Annotated in this window: 24 protein-coding genes and 1 pseudogene; 9 read left to right on the top strand and 16 right to left on the bottom strand. The window is 62.7% G+C overall.

Annotated elements, in window-relative coordinates:
• Window position 1: 1 nt before the first annotated feature.
• Window positions 2–1318 (bottom strand): helix-turn-helix domain-containing protein, encoded by a 1317-nt coding sequence (locus CXY71_RS10090; RefSeq protein WP_104135505.1) that lies wholly within the window; start codon window positions 1316–1318, stop codon window positions 2–4.
• Between the two features lie 145 nt (window positions 1319–1463).
• Here CXY71_RS10090 and CXY71_RS10085 point away from each other — a divergent pair, with 145 nt between their 5' ends.
• Together CXY71_RS10085 and CXY71_RS10080 are read left to right on the top strand one after the other, a co-directional pair.
• A complete protein-coding gene (locus tag CXY71_RS10085) occupies window positions 1464–3254 on the top strand; it encodes an NAD(P)/FAD-dependent oxidoreductase (protein WP_104135504.1) in 1791 nt (596 codons plus the stop codon).
• Between the two features lie 225 nt (window positions 3255–3479).
• Complete coding sequence (locus tag CXY71_RS10080; protein WP_146072794.1) at window positions 3480–3674, top strand: hypothetical protein; 195 nt, start codon at window positions 3480–3482, stop codon at window positions 3672–3674.
• A 76-nt stretch (window positions 3675–3750) separates the two neighbouring features.
• Here the strand turns inward: CXY71_RS10080 and CXY71_RS10075 are convergent, their stop codons facing one another.
• Window positions 3751–4728 carry an NAD(P)H-quinone oxidoreductase gene (locus tag CXY71_RS10075; RefSeq protein WP_104135502.1) on the bottom strand — a complete coding sequence of 326 codons (978 nt, stop codon included), beginning with the start codon at window positions 4726–4728 and terminating at the stop codon, window positions 3751–3753.
• A gap of 158 nt (window positions 4729–4886) precedes the next feature.
• On the opposite strand from CXY71_RS10075, the gene CXY71_RS10070 reads away from it, so the two are divergent.
• A complete protein-coding gene (locus tag CXY71_RS10070) occupies window positions 4887–5102 on the top strand; it encodes a hypothetical protein (protein WP_146071715.1) in 216 nt (71 codons plus the stop codon).
• A gap of 106 nt (window positions 5103–5208) precedes the next feature.
• On the opposite strand, the gene CXY71_RS10065 is transcribed toward CXY71_RS10070, so the two are convergent.
• The 7 genes from CXY71_RS10065 to ald form a co-directional block, all read right to left on the bottom strand.
• Window positions 5209–5973: a glycerophosphodiester phosphodiesterase family protein gene (locus CXY71_RS10065; protein ID WP_104135500.1), complete on the bottom strand. Its 765-nt coding sequence runs from the start codon at window positions 5971–5973 to the stop codon at window positions 5209–5211.
• The gene (locus CXY71_RS10060) at window positions 5970–7193 is read right to left on the bottom strand and encodes an ABC transporter substrate-binding protein (protein ID WP_233204587.1); all 1224 of its coding nucleotides are present in this window, start codon (window positions 7191–7193) and stop codon (window positions 5970–5972) included. The genes CXY71_RS10065 and CXY71_RS10060 overlap by 4 nt, the downstream gene beginning before the upstream one ends.
• A gap of 106 nt (window positions 7194–7299) precedes the next feature.
• A complete protein-coding gene (locus CXY71_RS10055) occupies window positions 7300–8190 on the bottom strand; it encodes a carbohydrate ABC transporter permease (protein ID WP_233204586.1) in 891 nt (296 codons plus the stop codon).
• Between the two features lie 5 nt (window positions 8191–8195).
• Window positions 8196–9164, bottom strand: a complete 969-nt coding sequence (locus CXY71_RS10050) for a carbohydrate ABC transporter permease (RefSeq protein ID WP_158253050.1) — start codon at window positions 9162–9164, stop codon at window positions 8196–8198.
• Between the two features lie 581 nt (window positions 9165–9745).
• Window positions 9746–10258, bottom strand: coding sequence for a hypothetical protein (locus CXY71_RS10045; protein ID WP_104135497.1), 513 nt, complete (start codon window positions 10256–10258; stop codon window positions 9746–9748).
• Window positions 10259–10336: 78 nt separating this feature from the next.
• Window positions 10337–11803 (bottom strand): D-serine/D-alanine/glycine transporter, encoded by a 1467-nt coding sequence (cycA, locus tag CXY71_RS10040; RefSeq protein ID WP_104135496.1) that lies wholly within the window; start codon window positions 11801–11803, stop codon window positions 10337–10339.
• 179 nt (window positions 11804–11982) lie between these two features.
• Entirely contained in the window at window positions 11983–13119 is a 1137-nt protein-coding gene (ald, locus tag CXY71_RS10035; protein WP_104135495.1) for an alanine dehydrogenase, read from the bottom strand.
• Window positions 13120–13411: 292 nt separating this feature from the next.
• Here ald and CXY71_RS10030 point away from each other — a divergent pair, with 292 nt between their 5' ends.
• The gene (locus CXY71_RS10030) at window positions 13412–14620 is read left to right on the top strand and encodes a CdaR family transcriptional regulator (protein ID WP_104135494.1); all 1209 of its coding nucleotides are present in this window, start codon (window positions 13412–13414) and stop codon (window positions 14618–14620) included.
• Between the two features lie 15 nt (window positions 14621–14635).
• On the opposite strand, the gene alr is transcribed toward CXY71_RS10030, so the two are convergent.
• Complete coding sequence (gene alr / locus CXY71_RS10025; RefSeq protein ID WP_233204585.1) at window positions 14636–15805, bottom strand: alanine racemase; 1170 nt, start codon at window positions 15803–15805, stop codon at window positions 14636–14638.
• Between the two features lie 146 nt (window positions 15806–15951).
• Between alr and CXY71_RS10020 the strand changes: the two genes are divergently transcribed.
• Window positions 15952–16704 (top strand): SDR family NAD(P)-dependent oxidoreductase, encoded by a 753-nt coding sequence (locus CXY71_RS10020; protein WP_104135492.1) that lies wholly within the window; start codon window positions 15952–15954, stop codon window positions 16702–16704.
• Between the two features lie 218 nt (window positions 16705–16922).
• Here the strand turns inward: CXY71_RS10020 and CXY71_RS22365 are convergent, their stop codons facing one another.
• From CXY71_RS22365 to CXY71_RS22015, 3 genes and pseudogenes are all read right to left on the bottom strand, one after another.
• On the bottom strand, window positions 16923–17057 hold the full coding sequence (locus CXY71_RS22365; RefSeq protein ID WP_255412632.1) for a hypothetical protein: 135 nt from the start codon (window positions 17055–17057) through the stop codon (window positions 16923–16925).
• Window positions 17057–17413, bottom strand: a complete 357-nt coding sequence (locus CXY71_RS10015; protein ID WP_233204584.1) for a DNA alkylation repair protein — start codon at window positions 17411–17413, stop codon at window positions 17057–17059. Before CXY71_RS10015 ends, CXY71_RS22365 begins: the two co-directional genes overlap by 1 nt.
• A gap of 169 nt (window positions 17414–17582) precedes the next feature.
• Window positions 17583–17870: pseudogene (locus CXY71_RS22015) on the bottom strand (LysE family transporter); the annotation flags it as partial.
• A 276-nt stretch (window positions 17871–18146) separates the two neighbouring features.
• Between CXY71_RS22015 and CXY71_RS10005 the strand changes: the two are divergent.
• From CXY71_RS10005 to CXY71_RS09995, 3 genes are all read left to right on the top strand, one after another.
• Complete coding sequence (locus CXY71_RS10005) at window positions 18147–19202, top strand: DctP family TRAP transporter solute-binding subunit (protein ID WP_104177585.1); 1056 nt, start codon at window positions 18147–18149, stop codon at window positions 19200–19202.
• A 97-nt stretch (window positions 19203–19299) separates the two neighbouring features.
• Window positions 19300–19821 carry a TRAP transporter small permease gene (locus CXY71_RS10000; protein ID WP_158253049.1) on the top strand — a complete coding sequence of 174 codons (522 nt, stop codon included), beginning with the start codon at window positions 19300–19302 and terminating at the stop codon, window positions 19819–19821.
• Window positions 19818–21098 (top strand): TRAP transporter large permease, encoded by a 1281-nt coding sequence (locus CXY71_RS09995; RefSeq protein WP_104135488.1) that lies wholly within the window; start codon window positions 19818–19820, stop codon window positions 21096–21098. The genes CXY71_RS10000 and CXY71_RS09995 overlap by 4 nt, the downstream gene beginning before the upstream one ends.
• Window positions 21099–21120: 22 nt before the next feature.
• On the opposite strand, the gene CXY71_RS09990 is transcribed toward CXY71_RS09995, so the two are convergent.
• Genes CXY71_RS09990 through CXY71_RS09980 form a run of 3 tightly spaced genes read right to left on the bottom strand, consistent with a single transcriptional unit; the run spans window position 21121 to window position 23583 of the window.
• Window positions 21121–21825: a GntR family transcriptional regulator gene (locus tag CXY71_RS09990; RefSeq protein WP_104135487.1), complete on the bottom strand. Its 705-nt coding sequence runs from the start codon at window positions 21823–21825 to the stop codon at window positions 21121–21123.
• A 48-nt stretch (window positions 21826–21873) separates the two neighbouring features.
• Entirely contained in the window at window positions 21874–23016 is a 1143-nt protein-coding gene (locus CXY71_RS09985; RefSeq protein WP_104135486.1) for a CaiB/BaiF CoA-transferase family protein, read from the bottom strand.
• A 3-nt stretch (window positions 23017–23019) separates the two neighbouring features.
• Window positions 23020–23583 (bottom strand): MaoC family dehydratase, encoded by a 564-nt coding sequence (locus CXY71_RS09980; protein WP_104135485.1) that lies wholly within the window; start codon window positions 23581–23583, stop codon window positions 23020–23022.
• 168 nt (window positions 23584–23751) lie between these two features.
• Here CXY71_RS09980 and CXY71_RS09975 point away from each other — a divergent pair, with 168 nt between their 5' ends.
• Window positions 23752–24951, top strand: coding sequence for an acyl-CoA dehydrogenase family protein (locus CXY71_RS09975; RefSeq protein ID WP_104135484.1), 1200 nt, complete (start codon window positions 23752–23754; stop codon window positions 24949–24951).
• The last annotated feature ends 6 nt before the right edge of the window (window positions 24952–24957 follow it).

Below are 24957 nucleotides of genomic sequence, written 5' to 3'. Positions count from 1 at the left end.
TCTAGCCGCCGAGCTCGAGGTCGATGCGGCTGAGGCGGGCGAGCGACGCTAGATAGGCGGCATCTTCGAAACCGACCACCCGGCCGAGGATCGGCACGGCGGCGCGGTCATCGCTGCCCATCTCGGTTGCGCACCAGAGGCGCAGCAGCTCGGCGTTTCCACTGGCGCGAATGGATGCCCCCACCGCGTTCGTGAGCTCGGCGCGCAGCGGTTCGATAGCCCGGGCGGTCGACCGGACCAGTAACGGGGCGGTGTACGCCGCGAGGGCAGCAGCCACCTGCCCGCCGCGCACCAGTCGTAACACGCGCGCCGAGTCAGACGAGCCGCGCAGGCTGGGTGCGAGGCGATACGGCGTGGATTCCAGCGCGTCGCCGAGCACCCGGCGAATACGGTGCATCTCAATGCGGATAGCCGAGGCGGAACCGGTCTCCCCATGAACGGCATAGGCGAGTTCGTCGGCGCTCCAGCCGCGCTCCCGTGACTCAAGCAGGGCCAGAATCTCCGCGCGGCGCAGCGACAACGGCATCCGACTGCTGTCGGCGCCGAGTACCGACGGGCTCTCACCGAGCAGCTCGAGCGAGAGTACAGATGAAACCATCAATGAGCGCCCGGCAGCCACCGACCCGGACCGACGCGCCGGTTCTCGTCGCGCCGCCCGCAACAACTCCTCGGCCACCCGAACCCCGCACTTGACCATCCGCATGCTGTCGGCCGTGACCGTGTTGAGTGGCCCGGACACGTTTAAAACCCCGATCACCACGCCACTATCCGGGTCTCGAATGGGTGAGGCCGTACACGCCCACTCGTGGTGCGTGCGCACGAGATGTTCGGCCGAAAATAACTGCGCGGCGCGCCCACTCAGCACCACTTCGCTGATGGCGTTGGTGCCCACGCCGGCCTCGGACCAGTCAGCGCCCTCCACGAACTCAAGCCCGTCGGCCTGCCGCATGGCCGAGCGACTGCCGACCCGCCACAGTACCTCGCCGCGAGCGTCGGCGAGCACGAGCAGGTGCTGCCCATCCGCGCTCTCATCGGCCAGAAGTTCGCTGAGTGCCGGCATCACGGTCTCTAGCGGATGCCCACGGCGCAGCGCCACGACGTCGGCCACCTCGTGCAGATGCCGAGGCAGGTGCCGGTCGGGGTCGATGCCCGCGGCCAGGGAACGTTGCCAGGATTCCCACACCGCGGCGGTGATCGCCGGCGGTGGCGCATCGGCCTGGGCGCGTTCGTGGGCCGCGCGGAGTATCCGTTCATATTCTTTGGGGCAGGAGAATCGCTGGCCAGCTGTGAGAACCGGGGTGCTCGGCCCGTAGGACATGCGCTGTCTCCTCCATTGGATCCGACGATGACGCCGATCAGAAGCACCGGGTGTAACGCCGATGTAACCCCTGCGGCCCTGTACTTGAACATACAGGTCGCGTCCGACACAGGGCTGACCTTCCGCTGGATCACAAAGGAGTGACATGCCCGATTCACCGAGCACCGTCGTCGACAACTGGCTCGCCCGGTTCGACACGGCCCTGCAGAACCGAGATATCGACGGCGCCGCGGCGCTGTTTGCCGACGATTGCTACTGGCGCGATTTCGTGTCCTTCACCTGGAATTTGAAGACCCTCGAAGGTAAAGCCGACATCAAACGGATGCTCACCGCCACCCTCGACGAAGTGCGCCCGCACAACTGGGCGCTCGCCGAACCCGCGACCGGGGACGCCGGTGCTGCCGAGGCGTGGGTGACCTTCGAAACCGGCCAGGCCCGCGGGTACGCACACCTGCGCCTGCACGCTGGCCGGTGCTACACCCTGCTCACCACAATGCAGGAACTCAAGGGTTTCGAAGAAAAGAAAGGCCGTAACCGCGAACAGGGCGTCTCCCACGAAATTGCGAAGGGCCGCACCTCGTGGCTCGAGGAGAAAACCGCCCAGGAGGCGCGGCTCGGCTACGAGGAACAGCCGTACTGCGTGATCGTGGGCGGCGGGCAGGGCGGCATCGGCCTGGCTGCCCGCATGCGCCGGCTCGGCGTTCCCACGATCGTGATTGAGAAGAACGCCAGAGCTGGGGATTCGTGGCGTAACCGGTACAAGTCGCTGCACCTGCACGACCCGGTGTGGTACGACCACCTGCCCTACCTGAAGTTTCCCGAGGACTGGCCGGTCTTCGCATCGAAAGACAAGATCGGCGACTGGCTCGAGCACTACACGAGCATCATGGAACTCAACTACTGGTCGAGCACCGAATGCACGAAGGCGACCTTCGACGAGGATGCCCAGGAGTGGGTGGTCGAGGTCATGCGCGACGGCACGCCGGTCACCCTACGCCCCAAGCAGCTGGTCTTCGCGCTCGGCGTCTCTGGCTACCCCAACACGCCGGTCTTTGCGGGTGCCCGGTCTTTCAAAGGTGAACAACACCATTCCTCGCAGCATCCCGGTGGGGGCGACTACACCGGCAAAAAGGCCGTCGTGATCGGGTCGAACAACTCGGCCCACGATATCTGCGCCGACCTGTGGGAGCACGGCGCCGACGTCACCATGGTGCAGCGCTCGTCGACACACATCTCCCGCAGCGACTCACTCATGGACCTCGCGCTCGGCGGACTCTACTCTGAGCAGGCGCTGGACAACGGAGTGACCACCGAGAAGGCCGACCTGCTCTTTGCTTCGCTGCCGTACCGCATTCTGCCGTCCGCGCAGATTCCGGTCTTCGAGCAGATGGCAAAGCGTGACGCCGACTTCTACTCAAAGCTGAGCGATGTTGGTTTCGATTTGGATTTTGGAACGGATGGCTCGGGCCTGTTCCTGAAATACCTGCGCCGCGGGTCGGGCTATTACATCGACGTGGGCGCCTCGCAGTTGCTGATCGACGGCCGGGTCGCCGTGAAATCGGGCCAGCTCGATCACATCACGCCCACCTCCGTGGTTCTCGCCGACGGCACCGAGCTGGACGCGGACCTGATCGTGTACGCCACAGGGTACGGCTCCATGAACGAATGGCTGGCCGACCTGGTTTCACCGGAGGTCGCCGACCAGGTCGGCCGTTGCTGGGGCTACGGCTCCGACACCCCGAAGGACCCGGGGCCGTGGGAGGGGGAGCTGCGCAACATGTGGAAGCCCACGAACGTGCCGCAACTCTGGATTCACGGCGGCAACCTACACCAGAGCCGGCACTACTCGAACTACCTCGCGCTGCAGATCAAGGCACGCATGGAGGGGCTTGACACCCCGGTGTACGAGGTGCAGGAGTCCCACTACACCCGCTGAGTCGCTCGTTCGCTCGCTCGACTGCTCGCGCCCGGTTTGCTGGCCCGGTGAGGTGCTGCCACTGCACTTCATCGTGCACAGTCCGTGCCTCACGACGGGAGAACCCGACTCGAGCACTCAAGACAGGCCACAGCGATAGCTCACGAGGTGGTGTCGACAAAAAGTGGCCCTCGGCTTTCCTATTTTCGGCGCTGGCGCCGGAGTGGTCGTCGCCTCGGTCACCACGTGGTCTCCATGGCCATGATGCTGGCCGTCGTGCTGTCGGTCGGTTTCGGCTCGGAGCTCAGCTGGATCGTCGTAATTATCGGCGGTGTCCTGCTCGGCGTGATCACGGGGTCACGCCCGCCTTCGCCCAGCCGTGGACCGAGCTGGCTCGCGCCGCTGCAGCCGAACAGACGTAGCCGCTCGACAGAGAAGTGAGGGGGTCGCACCGGTCGGTGCGGCCCCTTTTTTATATCGGCGCGCGAAGGCTGCTCGCGCTGACTTCACGGTCGGTTCAGGGCACCAGCACGATCTTGCCGACGTGAGTCGATGATTCCAGCCGCCGATGCGCATCCGCTGCACTCGCAAACGAGAACCGGCCGTCGATCACCGGTCGAAACTCACCCGACGCGATCCACGGCCAGACCGCCGATTCCAGGGAACGCAGAATGGCGACCTTTTCGGCCAGCGGCCGCGACCGCAGGGTGGTGCCCCAATAGCGGGCGCGCTTCTGCATGAGGCGAAATGGGTCGAACCGGGCCGGTTCGCCGCTCTGGTTGGCGAGCACCATGATGCGCCCGTTCACCGCGACCGCCTCAATATTGCGGGCTGCATAGCCGCCACCCATGATGTCCAGGATCACGTCGGCACCGTGACCGTCGGTGGCGGTGTTGATCTCGGCGACGAAATCCTGTTCCCGGTAGTTGACCAGAATCTGCGCCCCCAGGCTTTCGCACACGGCGAGTTTCTCGGCGGATCCGGCCGTCACGGCCACATGGGCATCCATGAGGCGGCCGAGCTGGATGGCGGTCGTGCCGATTCCGCTCCCGCCGCCGTGCACGAGCAGTGTTTCTCCGGGCTGGAGCGCAGCGTCCATGAACACGTTCGACCACACGGTGGCCAGGGCTTCCGGCAGGGCTGCGGCGTCGATGAGGTCCATTGACAGTGGCACCAGTAACGCCAGGTCTTCGTGCACCACGGCTTCAGTGGCGTAGCCGCCGCCGGCGAGCAGCGCACACACCCGATCGCCGATGCCGAACCGGGTCACGTCGTCGCCTACCTCGATGACCACGCCAGACACCTCCAGCCCCGGCCACTGTGGCGCGTCGGCCGGTGAGGGATAATTGCCCTGCCGTTGCAGGATATCCGCTCGGTTCACGCCCGCCGCTGCGACCTCCAAACGGATGTCGTGGGCCCCGACAACGAGATCGGGCACCGTCGTCAGGGTGAGGGATTCAGGACCACCAGGAGAGTTCACGATAATTGCGCGCATGTCCGCAGCCTACGCGCGGGGTACGACACGACCAACAGCGTCGAGGTGTCAGCCGGCGGGCATTCGTTTCAACGACGCGTCGCCCCTATCGGCACTGCCGAACTCGGCGCATCATTGAGATGTGGCTCTCGACTCTGGCCGCTGAACAGGAGATTCTCATGAGTGAGATCGTTCTGCCACCAATCGATCGCTGGTGGCCGTACCTTGACATCGACTTCAAGCACGAGATCCTCGCGAACTTGGACGCCCCCTTGAGTCCCAAGGCGCTGGCCGAAGTCGCCCGCTTGTGTGACTCGATTATCGAGCCAGGCCCGGCGACACTCTCCGATCGTGAGAAGGAATACATCCGCACTCAAATCGAAGTCGTCGACTGACGCTCGCGCTGCGCGAGATGACGGAAGAGGGCAGCGGTCGCTATGCGCTCCGCAAGGTCCTTCGGGCCGTCCTTTTGCCCCCTGACCTACCTGCAGCAGCGAGCAGCTACCCTCGGGTTTGTACTGTTAGCGCGGCCTCGTGGCCGGGCCATTCTCCCGATCCACCGTGGGTCGCCAGATAGTCGACCAGTCTGTCGGGAAAATCAACAGTCATCCCATCTGCCCCAAGAGCGGCTGCATTCTGCATCGCTCCCACCGGCCGCGAGTTCCAGCAGCGCACTTCAAGAGCCGCGTGGCGGGCCATTTGCATTTGCTCAACACTCAGAGCGGATGCATCGGGGCATATTTGCTCAGCACTCACCGATCTAGCCTGGGCCACGGTGCGCTCATCGACCGTCTTGGTCAGATATCCGAGACGTACCTCGGAAGATACCTCACGCATTCTCTTCAGATTTGTCAAGTCGAAGGAGGTGACGGTAATGGTCGCATGTCGGCTGGTCTCCGTGATCATGGCCCAGACATCCTCCTCAATGTGGTTCGCTTTCAGCTCAACAGCCAGATGGATCTGACGCCCGCCGAACGCGTAGAGAAGGTCGACAAATCGTACGATGCGTTCCCCAGCGAATCGCGGCGAAAACCAGCTTCCTGCGTCAAGGTGGCGTAGTTCGGGCCAGGTGTACTCGGCTAGGGGACCGTGACCGTCAGTAGTGCGGTCAACTGTGAGATCGTGGAACACCACGATCTCCCCGTCACTCGAACGACGAAGGTCAAATTCAACACCGTGAGCCCCGAGGTCCAGGCCTCGATAGAAGGCAGAAAGCGTATTCTCCGGGGCGTGCCCGGATGCCCCGCGGTGCGCTAAAATGATCATTTTCGATAGTCTGCCAGGTAGTCGGAGACTTCGACTTGAAGCGCGCCCAGGAGCTCCGCGGCATCCGCCTCAGGATCCGTCTCGATCGACTCGAACGCGTCGATGATGCCCTTCCAGATGAGGGAATCAGCAGGGCTGATCCCCTGTCCGCGCAGGTACTCCAACTGGTCGATGGTCACCTTGAACTCTGGATTTTCCACGAGGTGCTTCTGAAATTTTGGAAGTTCCAATGACGACGATCGGATGGCGATGTACCCGGAGGCGATACTCCCCGCTGCAGAGTTCTCGGTATTCGTCAAAAACTCAACCAACTCCGCCGACGCCTCTTCCTGCGCGGGACTTGAGGCGAAAATGCCGAGACTGTTTCCGCCAATCGGAACCGACCGCGCCTGACCGTCGACGATTCCGGGGATGTAGGCAACTCCGACCTCAAATGCGTCGCCGACCTGCTCCTGAGTACCTGCTAGTCCTGATCCCGAAGCGAACAACATCGCCAGCCGTCCGCCGATGAAGTCTTCCTTGGCTGTTGCGTGCTGGTTTTGTGGCATGGCTTTACTGTTGTAGACGAGGTCTTGGAATGATGTCAGGGTTTCGATCGCTTCAGCTGAGTCGAGGTTGACCTCACCGTCGTTATCGAGAAGTTCCCCGCCCCGGTTCCAAGTCATCGGCTGAAAGTACCAGGGAATGTCGGCTGCTGTATTGAAGCCCCACACATCCGGCGTAGTGAGGTTCGTCGCGGTTGCGACCAGTTCGTCCCAGGTCTCCGGCGGCACAAATCCCTTCGAGTCAAACAGCGTCTTGTTGTAGTACAAAACTGGTGTGCTGCTCTGGAATGGCACGGTCCACAGCTTCTCTTTGTAAGTGAAGCGTTCCAAGAAGGCCGGAAAGATATCCTCGACCGTTTCAGAAGCGAGGATGTCCCCAATCGGGAGAAGCATGCCGGAGTCAGCTACCTGGGGGATGCCATAACGCTGGCCCAACTGAACGACCTGCGGTACGGTTCCACCGACGATGCCGGCTAGCACTTTCTGCTGCATCTCGTCATAATCGCCCATAAATGAGGGGTTGACCGTGATATCGGAATGGAGCGCAGTGAATGCCGCGAGCTCGTCTTTGTACTCGCCCTGTTGTGTTGTCCAAAAGTCGATCGAAACTGTCTTGGATTCCTCGCCAGTAGGTGTTGCTGCGCACGAGGTCAGGGTCAGGGCTGCGACGGCCATCACTCCGAGAGAACGGATCAGGCGGAACTTGCGGTGGGATCGAATCATTATTTGCCAATCGATTGGTGCTGGGTTGTGAGGCAGTTGGTAGACGGGGCGCAGGGCATCAGCGATCTCCGGTGTGCATCACACCCTTGATGAAAAACCGCTGCAGAACGAGGAAGAGTACGAGCACGGGTACGATCACGAAAGTCGAAGCAGCCATCAGTTGCGGCCATTGAGTGCCGATCTCCTCATCGACCAGATACTTGAGTCCCACCTGTACGGTGCGCATCGACGTCTCGGTCGTGATCAGCAGCGGCCAGAGGTAGTTGTTCCACGCCCCGAGAAAGGAGAAGAGCGCCAAGGTCGCGAGCACTGGCTTCGACAGCGGCAAGACGATGCGCATAAAAGTACCAAAGTGCGAACATCCATCGATTGCCGCAGCCTCGAGGATGTCTTTTGGAATAGTCAGAAAGAACTGACGAAGCAGAAAGATTCCGAAGACGCTGGTAGCGCTCGGAAGAATTAGTCCGAGGAACGAATTCAGGAGTCCGAGCCCATTGATCACCAGATATGACGGGATCATGGTGGCCTCAAAGGGCACCATCATGGTGGCCAGCACGACGAGAAACAACAGCCGGCTCCCGCGAAAATCGATCAACGCAAAAGCGTATGCGGCGAGTGAACATGTAATCAGCTGAGCGAGCACGATGCCAAGGGACATGATAAGGCTGTTCAAGAAGAATGTGCCGAACGGCGCCGCGTTCCACGCCTCAAGATAATTGCCCCATTCGAGCGTTCTTGGCAGAAATGACAGCGGCTGAGCGAAGACCTCCTCTGCGCCTTTCAGAGATGTGAGGATCATCCAGAGAAAGGGGAAGGCCATCACGAGCGACAGCGCGATGAGTACCACGTGCCGTGTCAGACGGGTTGCTCGGCTGTGGAGGGCGCGTCGCCCGCGGATCTGGATTGGAGCCGTGCGGAGCATCCGTTCGCTGCGCAGTAGTTGCGACACGACGCTCATTGGTAATTCACCCGGCGTCCGACGATGAACATCTGCACGAGTGTGAGCAGCATGACGATAACAAAGAGCACTACGGCAATAGCTGACGCGTACCCCATCTGGAAAAGCTCGAAGGCGTGCTCCCAGAGCAGTGGAACGATTAGGGTTGTCGCTCCCGCTGGCCCACCCTGGGTCATTACGTCGACCTGCGCAAAGGTCTGGAATTGATCGATCGTCAGAAGAATAATCAGCAGAAAGCTCGTCGGGCCGAGTAATGGCACCTTGATACTCCGAACCACGCGCCAGAATCCAGCACCGTCCATAGTGGCAGCCTCAACGACGTTCGGGGCGATGCTTTGAAGTCCTGCAAGATACAGCACGACGCAGAACCCGATGTTCTTCCAGACCGACATGATCGCTAGTGCCAGCAGAGCTGTGTTCGGATCATTCAGCCATTTCACCGGACTGGCACCGAGGAATCCCAGCGCCTCATTCATCAGACCGTAGTCCGGATGGTAAATCCACAGCCAGACGACAGATATGGCGACGGTCGATGTCATTAACGGAGCGAAAAAGAATGATCGGTAAACGCTGATCGCGTTAATGTTCTGGTCGAGCAGAACGGCAAAAATTAATCCGAGCGCCATCGAGGGTCCAACAGTGATGATGGTGTAGACCGCCGTGAGGCTGAGGCTGCGATATAGCTCGCCGCTCGTCAGCAAGTCGGAATAATTGTCCAGGCCCACGAACCGCGGACCGCTGGTGAGCATATCCCACGAAAAGACGCTCAGAACGAAGCTATAAAGAATAGGAAAGACCGAAAAGGCGACCAGAATTGCCAGGGCGGGGAGGACGAAGGCGTACCCAGTAAAGTTATGTCTGCGATTGCGACGACGTTGTGGCCGGCGAGGTGGCGGAACAGTCTCCGTGCGCGTCGTCGCGGCTTCCGCAGGAGGCTGTTCCAGCACGGCCGTGGCGGAATTCAACAGATTCTCATCTCGTGCACTGGTCTGGTTGCCTCACGTCGGACGTCAATGGGTGGGTCTCAAGGATGAAGTTAGTGAGGCCAAGTGAATAAGCGGTTGCTATCGTAAGCGAGTTCGATGACGTGTTAGTGAACTACGACAACACCCCAAAGTTTTAGACGCCTTTGGGCGCCGCACCCTCGGTGTGACTTAGGCGGTATCGCGTCTCGTCTCGGGTGCAAGTACGCTGTGCACGGACGATTTCCGAGCAGCATCGCGGGCGGTTCCCCGCAGCCGTGCCACAGAGGTCGAGCTCAATCCTCAGGTGGGACTACCCGTCGGATGCCCGGTACGGTACCGCCTCGCACGTGCACCGTTCGATTCACAACGGTGCCAGCATTGCTCATCCGTTGATCCTGCCGCAATACGGCTTTGGCACGAGCACGAGCACGAGCACGTTCAGCGCTCCCGCGCGACCGAAGTCTGCTCGCGTGTGTGGCTTGCTGGCTGCGCGAGCAGATTGTGGCGGCTCCAACAGCTTTCGACAGTGCGAAACTCCGGCTAATTTGGTACGGCGGAAGGCGGCAAGCGAAAGATGCGGACTACCCGTGCCTCACGGCGCGAGCGGTGGCGGAGCGCCCGGCCCGAATAATCAGCACGATCAAAGCGAGCAGGCTGGCGGCGCTGACGACGTAGAGCGCCATGCCCCACGGGGCATGGTCCTCGCCCGAAATCAGAAAGGTGTCAGCGAGCGACATGCCGGGCCTGAAGCCCACAAAGAAGTGTCCGGGAGCTGCAAAGACCAACAGCACCAGGTAGGCCGCGACCACCGGGCCGACCCGACTGTTCATCCGCACGATCGCAACCAGCAGAACGACGGTGGCGAGTACAATCCCGATCGCGCCCCAGGCGAGCACCCAGTTCGCAGTGAGTGACTCATCCGCGCGCGCCATCTCAGCGCGGATCTTCCCGAGCGTGACCCCCGGAACCGCCGCCAGCGGATTCCATACCAGAATCTGCAGGGCCCCCACAATCGCGTAGGCGGCCACGGCCGCGAAGCCCACGGCAGCAGCCACGACGGCGCGGCGCGGTTGCGGTTTCTCGGTGTTCTCCATGCCGCCAGCGTACCGATCATTCGAGCGTGGCCCGACCCTGCGATTTCGTTGACGGAAGACGACCCCGCTCCGGCGGTATCAGCTCCGGAAGGCGAGTGCCGCGGACCGATCGGCCTGCACGCTGGCCCGGTGAAGTTCCTGATGGGTAGCCAGTTCGGGGCGACGGCGAATGATCAGCCATACGACGCTAAGCCCGATAAACCACACCGGCGTCACGAGCAGCGCCTGCAGGGTGTCGGCCTTCTGGGTGAGTGCCCAGATCAGGAAGACGAAGAACGCGAGCAGCAGGTAACACATGTATACGCCGCCGGGCATTTTGAACTTGGAGGCCGCGTGCATTGCCGGGCGGCGCCTGCGGTACACGATATAGCTCACCACGATGATGGTCCACACGAAGATGAACAGTACCGACGCCATGGTCGTCACCACGGTGAACACGGCGATGATCGACGAGCTCGCATACAGCAGAACAGCGGATACGAGCAGAAACATGCACGAGAACAACAGCGCGTTGGCCGGTACCCGGTGGCGGCTCAGGCGTTGAAAACGCCCCGGTGCCGTACCCTCGACCGACAGGCCGAAGAGCATTCTCGATGTGGAATACAGCCCGGAATTCGCCGAGGATGTCGCGCTTGTGAGCACGACGAAGTTGATCACGGCCGCGGCTGCGCCGAGCCCCGCGAGGGCGAACATCGCCACGAACGGGCTCACATCGGCGGTGACCTCACGCCACGGAGTGACCGCCATGATCACGATCAGGGCCAGAACGTAGAACAGCATGATGCGAATGGGAATCGAGTTGATGGCCTTGGGAAGGTTCTTCTCCGGGTGCTGCGCTTCGGCGGCCGTCGTGCCCACGAGCTCGACCCCGAGGAACGCGAACACGGAGAGCTGGAAGCCGGCGATGAACCCCATCGGACCGGTCGGAAACATCCCACCGTCGTTCCATAGGTTGCTGAGACTCGCCGCAGCGCCGCCGGGGGACTGAAACTTCGTGAACACCATCACGAGCCCCACGATGATGAGCGTGACGATCGCGACGATCTTGATCAGCGCGAACCAGAACTCGGTCTCGCCGAACGCCTTGACGCTCGTGAGGTTGAAGCCAAGCAGAATCAACACGGCACCGAGGGCCGGTATCCAGAGTGGTAGATCTGGCCACCAGAATCTCGTATATAGCGCAATGGCGATCAGCTCAGCGATGGCGGTCACGATCCAGCAGAGCCAGTACGTCCAGCTCGTGAAGAAGCCGGCCCACGGCCCGAGCAAATCACCGGCGAAGTCGCTGAATGACTTGTAGTCGAGGTTGGAGAGCAACAACTCGCCCATGGCCCGCATGACGAAGAACAGCATGAAGCCGATGATCATATAGACGAAGATCACGGACGGCCCGGCGAGGGAGATAGTCTTCCCTGACCCCATGAACAGGCCCGTTCCGATCGCGCCCCCGATGGCGATCAGCTGGATATGACGGTTCGACAGTGATCGGGCCAGGTGTGGTTGCGCGTTCGGGGCGGGTCGAGTGTTGGTTTTCAATTGCGACATCGGAGTTACTTCCTTGTAGTCCAGGCGATTGACAGGGCGTCGGGTCTTTCGAGCTCTGAGAAAAGGTGGGCAGCAGATGCCGGGGCCGGCCGATAAGCCTGCGACCGGCATCCGCTACGTAGCGCTGCTAGAGCAGCACTTTAGAACAGCGCTGCTAGAGCGCTTCGAAAACAGTGCTATCAGACCAGCGCGGGTTCAATCTGACTGACCAGGTTGGTCCAGTCCGCGAGCGGCAGGTTGAGGGCGACGCTCACCGAGCGGTTCGCGATCTTTCCGGCGGCGATGTTCAGACCGCCGGCGAGGGCGGCGTCACGCTCGAACGCGGTGCGCACGCCCCGGTCGGCGATTGACAGGGCGTAGGGCAGGGTGACGTTCGTCAGCGCGAGGGTCGAGGTCTGCGGAACGGCGCCGGGCATGTTGGCGACGCAGTAGAAGATCGAGCCGTGCACGGGGAAGGTGGGGTCCTCGTGGGTGGTGGCGTGGGTGTCTTCAAAGCAACCCCCCTGGTCCACGGCGATGTCGACTAGCACGGAGCCCGGCTTCATGCGCGACACGAGTTCGTTGGTGACGAGCTTGGGGGCTTTGGCTCCGGGGATCAGCACGGAGCCGATCACGAGGTCGGCCTCGGTCACGGAGTGGTCGATCTCGTAGGCGTTCGATGCGATGGTCTTGAGACGTCCGGCGTACAGGGCGTCGAGCTCGCGTAGGCGGTCAATGTTGATGTCCAGGATGGTGACGTCCGCGCCCATGCCGAGCGCCATGGCGGCGGCGTTGGAGCCTGCGACGCCGGCGCCGATGACGGTCACCTTGGCGGCGCGCACTCCGGGTACGCCGCCCATCAGAATGCCGGGGCCGCCGCCGGGACGGGTCATCGATGCGGCGCCGACCTGAACGGCCAGGCGTCCGGCGACCTCGCTCATCGGTGCGAGCAGAGGTAGCGAACGGTCGGCCTTCTGCACGGTCTCGTAGGCGATGGCGGTGACGCCCGCTTCGAGCAGCGCGTCGGCGAGGGCGGGCTCTGCGGCGAGGTGCAGGTAGGTGAAGAGGATCAGACCCTCACGAAAATATGCGTACTCGGCGGTGATCGGCTCTTTCACCTTGAGGATCATGTCGGCGCTTGCCCACACCTCGAAGGCGGTCTCGACGATCACGGCACCGGCAGCCTCGTAGTCGGCGTCGGCGAAGCCGGAGGCGATACCGGCGCCGGCCTGCACCAGCACGGTGTGGCCGTGCAGCTTGGCTTCGTGTACTCCGGCGGCGGTGATAGCCACTCGGAATTCGTTGTTTTTAACTTCGGTGGGAACACCAATGATCATGGGGAACTCCTGTTCCTGGTAGGCGCATGCCGATCGACTTTGGTCGGCGTGAAAACGATAAACCCGGGTTTTCGCGGCTCTCCCGCTCGACAGACGGGCAGCGGATGCCGCGGGCTGCGCCGCAGCACGCCTCACCACCCCGAATTTGCCGCTTTTTCAGGGATTCTTCGCTGCCAACGTCGGAGCCCGGTGTGTCCCACCCGGCAGCCATCCCGTGGCCGACTCGACATTTGTAGCGTCACGGCTCGTTGATTGTCGCCAGACGTCCACACGGCTCCGTAGAATTGAAGCTATGGAAGCGGCCGATATCGACCAGGCGGTAGTCATTATCGCCGCGCATCTGGGCCGTGCTCTCTCGCTGGAAGACCTCGACGGCGGGCTGCTGGCGTATAGCGCGCATCGACCTACGGCTGACCGTGTGCGCACGAATTTTCTGCTGAGCAAGCTCGTTCCGCCCGACGTCAGCGCTTGGCAGCTGAGCCATGGTATCGCCACAGCGGTAAAACCGGTTCCCGTTCCGGCCAATGCCGATCTTGGAATGCTAGGCCGCGTGTGCGTGCCGCTGCTGGCGCGTGGATTCCGGGTGGGCTATCTGTGGATCCTCCAGCTCGACGACGAGCAGACGCCGGAGTCGATTCTGCGTGAGTTGCGCATCATCCGTTCGGAGCTGGACGCCCTCGCGGAGATGCTTCTCAACCGCTCGAACGCGGATCCTGACGGGCGTATCGCCAGTGAAGCGCAATTTCTCGCCGCCTGTTTGGGCGACCGCGATGCCGTCGTGGCGGTGGGTGGTTGGCCGTGCGTGTACGGGCGCGGACACTGGCGGCTCGCCACACTGCTTGGGCACGGTGACACCGCCCAGCGCGACCCCGCCGAGAGTAGCCTGCTGCACCGGCTCTCCGCACTTCATGCCACGCTCGGCATCGATACCGTGCTGTTCTCGGCCGGCACCGAAACGCATGCCGTTCTGCTGCTGCACGACGAGATCGACGGCTTCGACCAGTCCGAGGTCCTGCGACGTTTCGAGCTCGAAGTTGCGCGTCGTGGTGGCCAATTGGCGGCGCCCGCTCTGCTTGGGCTGAGCGAACCCTTCACCGACCTGCGCGGGTTGCCCAGCGCCTATACCGAGGCGCGGAGCGCCGTGCAGGCAGCCAGGGTAGATACCCAACTGGGCAGGCTCGTCTCGTTTCGTGCTCTGGGGGTCTATCAATTTCTAGCCGTCGAGGGTCGAGACGTGTCGGCGTTCGAATCATCGCTGTTCTCGGAGCTGCGGGACCTCGATCGTAACGGGGAACTGCTGCCCGTGCTCGAGCTGCTCTACGACAAGGACGGGTCCGTGGCCGAGGTCGCCGAGCACCTGCACCTGCATCGAACCAGCGTTTACAACCGACTGGGGCGTATCCGTTCTCTGCTGGGTGTTGACCCACTTGGTGGGCGCACTCGTCTCGAACTGCACCTGGCCCTCAAAGCGGACCGCTGGGCCGGCCGACCCCGCCTGTAGCGGCCTGGCGCGGTCTCAGGCGTTGCGGTAGACGCGGGGAACGCGCGGGCTGATGCGGGTGACCACCTCGTAATTGATGGTGCCAGCCGCCGCCGCCCATTCGTCAACGGATGCCTCGCCGTCGTCTCCCGGCCCGAACAACACCGCTTCGGCTCCGATAACCGACCTGCCCGCGGCCACGAGCCCGGCCTGGCCGAGGTCGATGACCATCTGGTCCATGGCGATGCGCCCGACCACGGGATAGGTCACGCCGTCGATTCGAACCGGACCTCCGGTCGCGATGCGCGGAATGCCGTCGGCGTAGCCCAGCGGGATCAGAGCGAGCGTGGTCGGGGCGGCCGTGCGGTAGTTGAGACCATAAGACACGCCCTGCTCGGCGGGCACTTCTTTGCACACTGAGACCAGCGTGCGCAGGGTCATTGCCGGCCGTAATCCGAGTTCGGTCGGGGTCTGATCGGCAAACGGCGACAAGCCGTAGATGGCCAGTCCCGCGCGCACCAGATCGAAGTGTGTGTCGGGGCGAGACAGCACGCCGGCACTGTTGGCGAGGTGTCGTACCAGCGGTCGGAGCCCCGCTGCCTGCGCCTGTGCCACGGCCGTCGTGAAGGCCGCAATCTGTTCGTCGGTCTCCACGCGCCAAGGCTCGTCGGCCACCGCGAGGTGCGAGAAGATTCCCACGACCGTCACGTCGCCGGTAATTTCAGCGCGACGGGCGAGATGCACGAGGTTGGCCCAGTCCTCGGGAGTGCTGCCGTTGCGGCCCAGACCGGTGTCGATTTTCAAGTGGATGCGTGCGGTCTTTCGCAGCTGCTGCGCGGCCGCGACGATGAGCGGCAACTCCCAGCCCGAGCATCCGAGATCAATGTCCGCGGCGATTGCGGCGTGAAAGTCGCTGTCCGTGGTGTGTAGCCAGGCCAGCACCGGCACCTGGATGGCCGCAGCTCGAAGCGGGAGTGCCTCCGAAATGTGCGCGACGCCGAGCCAGTGCGCTCCAGCCTCGAGCGCAGCGCGGGCGACAGGGAGGATCCCGTGGCCGTAGGCATCCGCTTTAACGACCGCCATCAGTCCGGCCGGGGCGACAAGCTGAACGAGGTGGCGAACGTTGTACCTGATTGCGTCGAGGTCAATCACGGCCGCACGTTCCGGCAGCCGTTTCGTGGCGGGGGACAGCGCTGCAGATTTCACACGTTGCAGCCTAGCCCCCGGTCGCCTGCCCTCAGATGTTTACAAACTCATGCGCCCCTCGTGGACTCTCTTGATAGGGGATAGTTTTGACCGCCGCGTGGTTTGCGCGGTCGCAGGCGCTTCGGCGTGAAATAAGGAGGCACGGCATGAGTACATTCACTGACAAGGTCGCTATCGTCACCGGCGGCGGAAGCGGCATTGGCGAGGCCATCGCCAAGGCACTCGCGAGCGAGGGCGCATCCGTTGTGATCACCGATATTAATCTCGAGGCAGCGCGTCGCGTCGCCGATGAGATCATCGCTGCCGAGGGAACTGCCTCCGCCTTTCAGCAGAACACATCGATCGCCGCCGAGTCAGAAGCCGCGGTGGACTTCGCCGTGGCAACCTACGGTGCCCTGCACCTGGCCGTGAATAACGCGGGCATCGGCGCTGCCCCCGCCGACATCGGCGACTACGAGATCGATGCCTGGGACCGCGTCATCGGCGTGGACCTCAGCGGCGTGTTCTACGGCATGCGCTATCAGCTGCCCGCGATGGTCGCCGCCGGCGGCGGTGCCGTGGTCAACATGAGCAGCGTGCTCGGGTCCGTCGGCATTGCCCAGAACGCGGCGTACGTGGCCAGCAAACACGCGCTCGTCGGCCTGACCAAGGTCGCCGCGCTCGAATACTCGGCCCGAAACGTGCGCACCAACGCCGTCGGCCCTGGCTTCATCGACACTCCGCTAGTGCGTTCCTCGCTCAACGCCGAGGCGATTTCTGCCCTCGAAGCCCAGCACGCGACGGGCCGCCTCGGCACGAGCGCCGAGGTTGCCGCGCTCGTCTTGTTTTTGCTGAGCGACGCCGCATCGTTCATTACCGGCAGCTATCACCTGGTCGACGGCGGCTATTCCGCGCGCTAACTGCAGTAATTGAGCGGATGCCGTCAGTAGGTGGCGGCATCCGTTGTGCGCGTGCAGCACTTCACGAGAAGACTTCGGGGAATCATAAAATGTCAGAGGCAGATGATGACTTTCGGCCTCAATCATAAAACCGAGGCCAGTGGATGCCGAAGTGCGCCGCGGTGCGGCGGCTGCGCCATCGTCTTCGACGTCTGGGGAATCCGTGCACTCGGCTGGACCTATGGCGTGATTCTCGCGGCAACACCGCTGGCGGCGTGGCGCAGCCAGGGGTCGCCGTCGCGGGTCCAACGCTCGAGGGTGGCATCCGCTCTCAAACGACTCGGCCCGTTGAGCGCTCGCACCAGGGGGAGCACTACGTCGAGGGTGAGCGGATCGACCAGTTCCGGCAGCACCGCGTCACGTAGAAACCCCTCAATGCGGTGAGATCGGTGTTGTCGAGTCGGATCACGTTGGATTGCAGCAGCACGATCGCGGCGAGGCGGCGCTCGAAGACCGGAACCTTCCACAATTCAGAGCTCAGCGCCGTTACCTCATTGTGCGTCATGTTCTTGCACCGGCGGGCCAGATCACGAATGGTGCCGCGCACGGCGCCGACCGAGGCGCCGTAGAACTCAAGCTTGGTCCCGAACCGAGCCCGCGACTCGGCTGCGCGTTCCCAGGTGGCCTCGTACTGCAGCGTGCGATCCACGAAATCGCCAGGGTCGCTCATCTGTCTATTCTGCCTCGCCCAGGCTGGGCAAGCCGCCCGCTCGTGGTGCCCTGAGCCGCCTCAGTGCACGAGCGCCAGCAGCAGGGCGACGGATATGAATAGCAGGCCGAAGGTGCGGTTGAGAATGAGCTGGCTCCCGGGTCAGCGTCGCGGTCGTATCCAGAGACGGGTCGGGTTTTTGCAGAATTAAGCGGATGCCCAGAAATACCAGGTAGGCGGCTCCGGCGTAGCGGATGACGTTAAAGAGTATGGGTGTGCCGGCCACGAGTACTCCGACGCCGAGTGCCACCACGATGATGTGCACGATTAGTGCAGCCTGCTGCTCGAAAATTCCCCAGATCGAGTGGCGAAATCCGCTGGTGAGCGAGTTGTTCATGGTGTTGATCGCGCCGGCGCCGGGGGTGAAGCTGATTAGCACGCCGGCGCCTACTAGGGCCAGCCAGAGGGAAAGTTGCACACGTTAGCGTAGCGCGGGCACGGCGGATGCCTCCGCTTGCGTCACCAGCGAAGATTCTGGCCCAGGTCGGTACGGGCGGAACCTCACCTGATGCTGTCAAAACAGCAGGGAACGCCTGACAGGCGCACACCACTCGATAGCCACAGCAATGCATTCGTTATAAAAATAATGCATTATTTTGGTTCAGAGCATATTTTTTTTGGTAGCGTCGTTCTGGATGAACCTGACGCAACGCTCGTCACGTACCGCCTAATCAATGACGATAAGGAAGAAACAATGCAACAACATACCCGTAAATCCCGCCTGATCGGGGCCACGGCCATCGCCCTCGGAGCCGTCCTCGTTCTCGGATCGTGTTCATCAGCCCGCGGGTCTGGCGCATCAGGCGGAGACGCGGACAAGGTCTACACGATCGGCTTCTCCCATGTGACGACGACGAACACGCCCAAGGGCGCCGCCGCCGAGAAATTCAAGGAGATCCTCGAAGCATCCTCGGATGGCCGCATCGAGGTCGAGCTGTACCCCAACTCTTCGTTGTACGGCGACAAGGACGAGCTTCAGGCATTGCAGTCCAACAGCATCCAGATGATCGCCCCGGCGAGTGCCAAGTTCACCACTCTCGCCCCGCAGCTGCAGCTGCTCGACCTGCCATTCCTGTTTGAGAGCAGCGAGGACATCGCAGAGATCGCCTCTCGTGACTCCGTAGTGGGCAAGGCGATCTTCGATAACGAGGACCTGCGCGCGGCGAAAATTAAGCCGCTCGGCCTCTGGGACAACGGCTTCAAACAGATGGGGGCCAACGTTCCGATCCGAGCCGCAGCGGACATGGCCGGGCTGAGCTTTCGCATCCAGCCGGCCGATGTGCTGGTGAGTCAGTTCGAAACCTGGAACGCCATCCCCTCGATCCTCGCCTTCGCCGAAGTCTACAGCGCGCTTGAACAGGGCGTCATTAACGGTCAGGAGAACACCTGGTCGAACATGGAAACGCAGAGCATGCACACGGTTCAGGACTTCATCACCGAGTCCAACCACGGCTACATCGGCTACATTCCGGCTATCAACAATGACTTCTTCGAGTCGCTGCCCGATGACCTGCAGCAGCTCGTTCTCGACGCCGTCGACGAATCCAGTGTCTACAACCGGGAGATCGCGGCCGAGGTGAACGAAGAGGCCAAGCAGGCGATCATCGCCGAAGGATCCACCGAGATCATTCAGCTGACCGACGCGGAGCGCGATGCCCTGATGGCAACGGTAATCCCAAGCGTCTGGGAAGAGTACTCCGAAGTGCTGGGCCCAGAGATCATCGCAGAACTCCTCGCCAACCGCGACTAGCCACCGCCCTCGTTTTCCCCGTCGGCACGGGTTTCGTCGTGCTGCCCTTCCAACGTAAGGACTCCCCATTCTTCGATTCAGTTCCGTCCTGACTCGGGTGGAGAACTTCCTGGTCTGCACCTGCCTCGCTGTCGCGGCGCTCGTCGCCATCGCCCAGGTGCTACTCAGGTCGATCTTTAACATCCATCTCTGGTGGAGTGAGGAGACGGTCATTTATCTCATCATCTACTCCACCTTCCTCGGCGCCGTCGTGACACTGCGCTACAACGAGCACATCGCCGTCAAGGTCTTCGAACCGTTCCTCGGCAAGATCGGCCGACGCCGCATGGACATTCTCGGCATCCTGGTCACCATCGTCTACCTCGCCATCGTGGGCTATTTCGCCTGGTTGCTGCTGTTCGAGCCGTTCTCAGTGGCGACCGTGACACCCACGCTTAAACTTCCGCTCTGGGTGGTCGAGTTAGCGGTGCCACTGGGCTTCACGCTTATGCTGCTGCGTGCCGTGGAAATCCTGGTACGTCTCATTCGCGGCCTGTCAGCATCCGTCGACGGCGACAAGAGTGAATTCCAGCGCGCCGAAGAAGAGGCCGGTATGACGAAGGATGAGGGAACACTGTGATCGAAGGCCTGCTCGTCTTGCTCATTCTGCTCTTCGGCCTGCTGCTCACCTCGACGCCCATCGCTGTGGCCATGGGGCTAACGTCGTTCCTCTACTTTTATTTCTTCACCAGCATCCCGCTTACCCAGGTGCCGGAGCGGCTGTTCAACTCGCTCAATACCTTCCCGTTGATGGCCATACCGTTCTTCGTGTTGGCGGCCAACCTAATGAGCAGGGGCGGCATCAGTAAGCGGCTCATTAACGCGTCCAACGCGCTGGTCGGCCATTTCCGTGGCGGACTCGCCATGACCGCCGTGCTGGCCTGCATGTTTTTCGCCGCGATCAGCGGATCCAGCCCGGCCACCGTGGTCGCTGTCGGAACGCTGATCATCCCGGCGATGATCAAGAACGGGTACGGCAAAGACTTCTCCACAGGCCTGGTCACCACCTCGGGCTCGCTAGGTATCCTGATCCCGCCGTCGATCCCGCTGATCGTCTACGGCATCTCGACTGAGCAGTCCATCGGCGACCTGTTCGTGGCAGGCATCGGACCGGGCATCATGGCCGGCATCGGGCTGCTGATCCTGGCCGTGGTCATCTCGCGCCGCCGCAAGTACGGCATGGGCGAGAACGCGATCCGCATGACTAACGGGGAGCGGTTCCGTGCTCTGCGCGACGCTGCGCTGAGCCTGTTCCTGCCGGTTTTCGTGCTTGGCGGCATCTACGCGGGCTTCTTCACCCCGACCGAGGCGGCGGCCATGGCCGTCTTCTACGCCCTCGTGGTGTCGATCTTCGTTTACCGGGAGATTAAGGTGAAGGACCTGGTCTCGATTCTCATGGGCTCCGCGCGTACCTCGTCGATGATCATGTTCATTGTGGCCTCCGGAATCCTGTTCTCCTTCGTGCTCACGGCCGAGCGCATCCCAGGTCAGGTGAGCGAGGCGCTGCTGGGATCAAATCTCACCCCCGTGATGTTCCTGCTCATCGTGAACCTGCTGCTCATCGTAGTGGGCATGTTCATGGAGACCTCGAGCGCCATCCTCATCCTCGCCCCGGTGCTGCTGCCGGTGGCGATGGAACTCGGCGTCGACCCGATCCACTTCGGCATCATCATGGTACTCAACCTGGAGATCGGCATGATGACTCCACCGCTCGGACTCAACCTGTTTGTCGCGAGTGGGCTCACGGGAATGAACATCCTCCGAGTTGCGAAGGCGGCTCTGCCGAGCGTCGGCGTGTTGTTGATCGCCCTGGTCATCGTGACCTTTGTACCGCAGCTCTCGACCTTCGCGCTCTAAGTTGACGTCTGGGCCACCCGACTCAGTCGGGCGGCCCAGCTGTCACGTCAACTGCCGCCGCGCTTGTTCGCTCGTCGAAGTGTACGGCGAGCAGCTCGCCGGCGTGCTCGACGTGCGCCTGCATGTCCACACGTGAGGCCTGTGCGTCATGGGAACGGATGTCCGCCAGCAGCTGGGCGTGATCGTTCGCAGTGGCCTCGGGCCAGCCCGCAATGCTGGAATAGAACTTCCGGGGCACATACCGCGTCATCAAGCCGAGCGCCCAGATGATCTTGGGCGCACCGGCGATCAGGTTGATCTCCCGGTGGAAAGCGTGATTTTTCTCCTCGAGCAGCTCAAGGTTGCCGCGCGCGGAGGCTGCGATCAGTTCGTGATGCAGCGCTTCGAGCTCGGAGAGATCCTCGGGAGTGGCTGCCACGGCGGCCCGGGCGGCGAGTTCGCCGGCGATCAACGCTTGCACGGTGAAGAGGTCTCGCACGTCTTGCCCGGTAAGCACAGCCACCTGGAATCCGCGCCGCGGCACCAGCTCCAGAAATCCCTCTACCCGCAACGCCTGCAGCGCCTCGCGCGCCGGTGTGGTGGAGATGCCCAGTGCCGCGCCGATGGTCTCGGCGCGCACGGCCATGCCGGGCGGCAGCTCACCGGACATGATCATGCCGCGCACGTAGCCCGAGGCCTCATCGCTCAGCTGGGGGCGGGCGCGCGTCGAAGGGCGGCGGGAGGCCATCGCGGGTCCTTTCTCGGGCAGGATAACTCCTAATTTACGGCAGCGCAGCTACAGCGTGAGCCCGAGCTCAGCCAGGATCTGCTCGGTGTGCTGCCCGATCGCCGGCACCGGGTCCATGCGAAACCCGGTCTCACGGCTCGTCACCGGCGGAATCAGGCTGCGCACCGGCCCCACCGGTGAGTCGACATTCTGCCATCGCCCGCGTTCGGCCAGCTGCGGGTGCGCCGAAAAATCGTGCATGCTGCGCAGTTGCGCGTTGGCGATGTTCGCGCGGTCCAGTCGAGCGAGCACCTCCACGGAGGTGAGGGCGCTGAGCACATCGAGGATCACCGCGTGCAGCGCTGGCCGGTTTTGCACCCGCAGGGCGTTGCCCCGAAAATCCGGCTGCATCCCGAGAAGGGGGCGGCCCAGCACATCCGTGCAGAATGCCGCCCATTCTCGCTCGTTCTGGATACCGAAGAAGACCGTGCCGTCCGCGGTATCGAACGGGCCGTAGGGCGCGATCGACGCGTGCTGTGCGCCGTTGCGCTGCGGGGGAGTACCGCCGTACTCGGCGAAGAAGTAAGGCTGGTGCATCCACTCGCCGAGCGCCTCGAGCATCGATACCTCGAGCACGTCGCCGCGCCCGGTCGTGGCGCGCTGCAGCAGCGAGGTGAGGATTCCCGAGAAGGTGTACATGCCGGCGCAGATATCCGCGATGGAGACGCCGACCTTAGCAGGGTCCTCGGGTGTGCCAGTGACGCTCAGCAAGCCGGCTTCGCACTGCACGAGCAGGTCGTAGGCTTTCTTCTGCTCATAGCTGCCGCCGCGGCCGTAGCCCGAGATAGAGGCGTGGATGAGCCGCGGGTTGAAGGCGAGGGCCTCGTCGGGTCCGAGACCGAGCCGTTCCACAGCCCCCGGTGCGAGATTTTGCACCAGCACGTCGGCGCGGCTGACCATTTCTCGCAGCACGGCCAGGCCCGAGTCGCTCTTCAGGTCGAGCACGATGCTTTCCTTACTGCGGTTGAGCCACACGAAGTAGCTCGACATGCCGTGCACGGTCTCGTCGTAACCTCGGGCGAAATCGCCGGTGTCCCGCTCCACCTTGATCACCCGCGCGCCGAGGTCGGCGAGCTGCCGGGTAGCGAACGGCGCGGCGACGGCTTGCTCAAGGGAGACGACCGTGAGCCCGGCCAACGGCAATGCGCCCATCCTCTAGCTCTTTTCGAACGTCGCAGGCAGGCTCGCCTCGTTCGGGCGGGTGTCCTCCAAGTCGGGCAGGTGCCCCTCGCGGTAGACCATGAACGTGCGCTGGTAGCTCATCACGATGACACTGTTCTGGTTGTACCCCTCGGTCGCCACGGTCACGAGGCCCAGGGTGGGACGCGACTTCGAGGCCCGGGTGGCCAGCACCTTGGAGCGCGAGTAGATGGTGTCGCCCTCGAAGACCGGGCTGGGCATGCGTACCTTGTCCCAGCCGAGGTTGGCGAAGACGTTCATCGACAGGTCGATGGTGGACTGCCCGGTAACGAGCGCGAGGATGAAGGTGGAGTTCACGAGCGGTAGCTTGTACTCCGTGCGCAGCGCGAAGTTGCTGTCGATGTGCGTCTTGGCCACGTTTTGCGTCATCAACGTGAACATTTGATTGTCACCCTCGGTGACGGTCTTGCCCAGCGGGTGGTAGTAGATATCGCCGACGGCGAAGTCTTCCCAGAGGCGTCCGGTCCATCCCGCGACGACGCGGTCGGTGGAATCGCGGGACAGGGTGTGCTCGGTCATGAGTGGGTCTCCTCGTGCGCAGAATATATTGTCTGTCGGTGGCCAGTTTCCGCGAAGAATAAGGCAAAGTCAAGTGGAACCCGCGGACATAAACGGGCCTAGTGTGTCGATAATATATTATGTAGTCTCGTATCGATCCGTTCGTCCAGCACTCGTTAAGGAGCTCTCATGCCAAACCTGCTCGACATTGCACCGGCCACTCCGCAGGCTTCGGCCACGCTCTCGGTGCAGGAGATCCGACAGTTCACCAGGGACCTCTGCGCCGGCTTCCCTGATGAATATTGGCGCCAGAGCGACCGCGACCGCAGCTACCCGCAGGAATTCGTGGAGACCCTCACCCGAGCCCGCCTGCTCAGCGCCCTCATCCCCACCGAGTACGGCGGCCTCGGCTACTCCCTCACCCAGGCCAGCGTGATCATGGAGGAGATCAACCGCTCCGGCGGTCATTCCGCCGCCTGTCACGCCCAGATGTACATCATGGGCGCGCTACTACGCCACGGCACAGCAGCCCAGAAGGCCATATATCTGCCGGAAATCGCGGCCGGCCGGCTGCGCCTGCAGGCGTTCTCGGTCACCGAGGATGTCGCTGGCCTGGACACCACGAGCATCCGCACCCGCGCCGAGGCCGATGGCGATGATTTCGTGATCACCGGCCACAAGAACTGGACCAGCCGCATCAACGACTCCGACCTGGCCATGGTGCTGGCCCGCACGAGCGACCGGGGCGCCGACAAGACCGTGGGCCTCACCCTGTTCCTCGTCGACCTGCGCAAGGTTCGTGCCGAGCAGCCGCACACCCTTGAAACCATCCCAGTGCGCACAATGTTCAACTACGCCACCAACCAGGTGCACTACCGCGGCATGCGGGTGCCCAAAAGCGCGGTGATCGGCGAAGTCGACCGCGGTTTCCGCTACGTACTGGACGGCTGGAACGCCGAGCGCATTCTGCTGTCGGCCGAGGCCATCGGCGACGGCTACTGGTTCAGTGCCCGAGCCAGCGCTTATGCGAACAGCCGCGAGGTCTTCGGCCGCCCGATCGGCAGCAACCAGGGCGTGCAGTTTCCCATTGCCGACGCCTACATGAAGGTACGTGCGGCCGACCTGATGCGTTACGAAGCAGCCCGCCTCTTCGACGCTGGCGCGCCGTGTGGCGCCGAGGCCAACATGGCCAAGCACCTCTCCTCGGAGGCCAGCTGGGCCGCTGCCAATGCGTGCCTCGACACCCACGGCGGCTACGGCTTCGTGGACGAGTACGACGTGGAGCGCAAGTTTCGCGAGACACGCATGTTCCAGACCGCTCCGGTGAGCAATAACCTCATCAAGAGTTTCGTGGCCACCAAGGTGCTCGGCCTGCCCCGCTCATACTGAGCGTCA

The sequence above is a fragment of the Cryobacterium sp. Y62 genome (assembly GCF_002929785.1).
Lineage (GTDB): Bacteria > Actinomycetota > Actinomycetes > Actinomycetales > Microbacteriaceae > Cryobacterium.
This window is presented reverse-complemented; position numbering and strand designations above follow the sequence as displayed.

Coding starts and splice junctions, on each gene's coding strand:
- CXY71_RS10090 (WP_104135505.1), bottom strand. CDS start 1,318: ATGTCCTACGGGCCGAGCACCCCGGTTCTCACAGCTGGCCAGCGATTC.
- CXY71_RS10085 (WP_104135504.1), top strand. CDS start 1,464: ATGCCCGATTCACCGAGCACCGTCGTCGACAACTGGCTCGCCCGGTTC.
- CXY71_RS10075 (WP_104135502.1), bottom strand. CDS start 4,728: ATGCGCGCAATTATCGTGAACTCTCCTGGTGGTCCTGAATCCCTCACC.
- CXY71_RS10070 (WP_146071715.1), top strand. CDS start 4,887: ATGAGTGAGATCGTTCTGCCACCAATCGATCGCTGGTGGCCGTACCTT.
- CXY71_RS10065 (WP_104135500.1), bottom strand. CDS start 5,973: ATGATCATTTTAGCGCACCGCGGGGCATCCGGGCACGCCCCGGAGAAT.
- CXY71_RS10060 (WP_233204587.1), bottom strand. CDS start 7,193: ATGGCCGTCGCAGCCCTGACCCTGACCTCGTGCGCAGCAACACCTACT.
- CXY71_RS10045 (WP_104135497.1), bottom strand. CDS start 10,258: ATGGAGAACACCGAGAAACCGCAACCGCGCCGCGCCGTCGTGGCTGCT.
- cycA (WP_104135496.1), bottom strand. CDS start 11,803: ATGTCGCAATTGAAAACCAACACTCGACCCGCCCCGAACGCGCAACCA.
- ald (WP_104135495.1), bottom strand. CDS start 13,119: ATGATCATTGGTGTTCCCACCGAAGTTAAAAACAACGAATTCCGAGTG.
- CXY71_RS10030 (WP_104135494.1), top strand. CDS start 13,412: ATGGAAGCGGCCGATATCGACCAGGCGGTAGTCATTATCGCCGCGCAT.
- CXY71_RS10020 (WP_104135492.1), top strand. CDS start 15,952: ATGAGTACATTCACTGACAAGGTCGCTATCGTCACCGGCGGCGGAAGC.
- CXY71_RS10015 (WP_233204584.1), bottom strand. CDS start 17,413: ATGAGCGACCCTGGCGATTTCGTGGATCGCACGCTGCAGTACGAGGCC.
- CXY71_RS10005 (WP_104177585.1), top strand. CDS start 18,147: ATGCAACAACATACCCGTAAATCCCGCCTGATCGGGGCCACGGCCATC.
- CXY71_RS09990 (WP_104135487.1), bottom strand. CDS start 21,825: ATGGCCTCCCGCCGCCCTTCGACGCGCGCCCGCCCCCAGCTGAGCGAT.
- CXY71_RS09985 (WP_104135486.1), bottom strand. CDS start 23,016: ATGGGCGCATTGCCGTTGGCCGGGCTCACGGTCGTCTCCCTTGAGCAA.
- CXY71_RS09980 (WP_104135485.1), bottom strand. CDS start 23,583: ATGACCGAGCACACCCTGTCCCGCGATTCCACCGACCGCGTCGTCGCG.
- CXY71_RS09975 (WP_104135484.1), top strand. CDS start 23,752: ATGCCAAACCTGCTCGACATTGCACCGGCCACTCCGCAGGCTTCGGCC.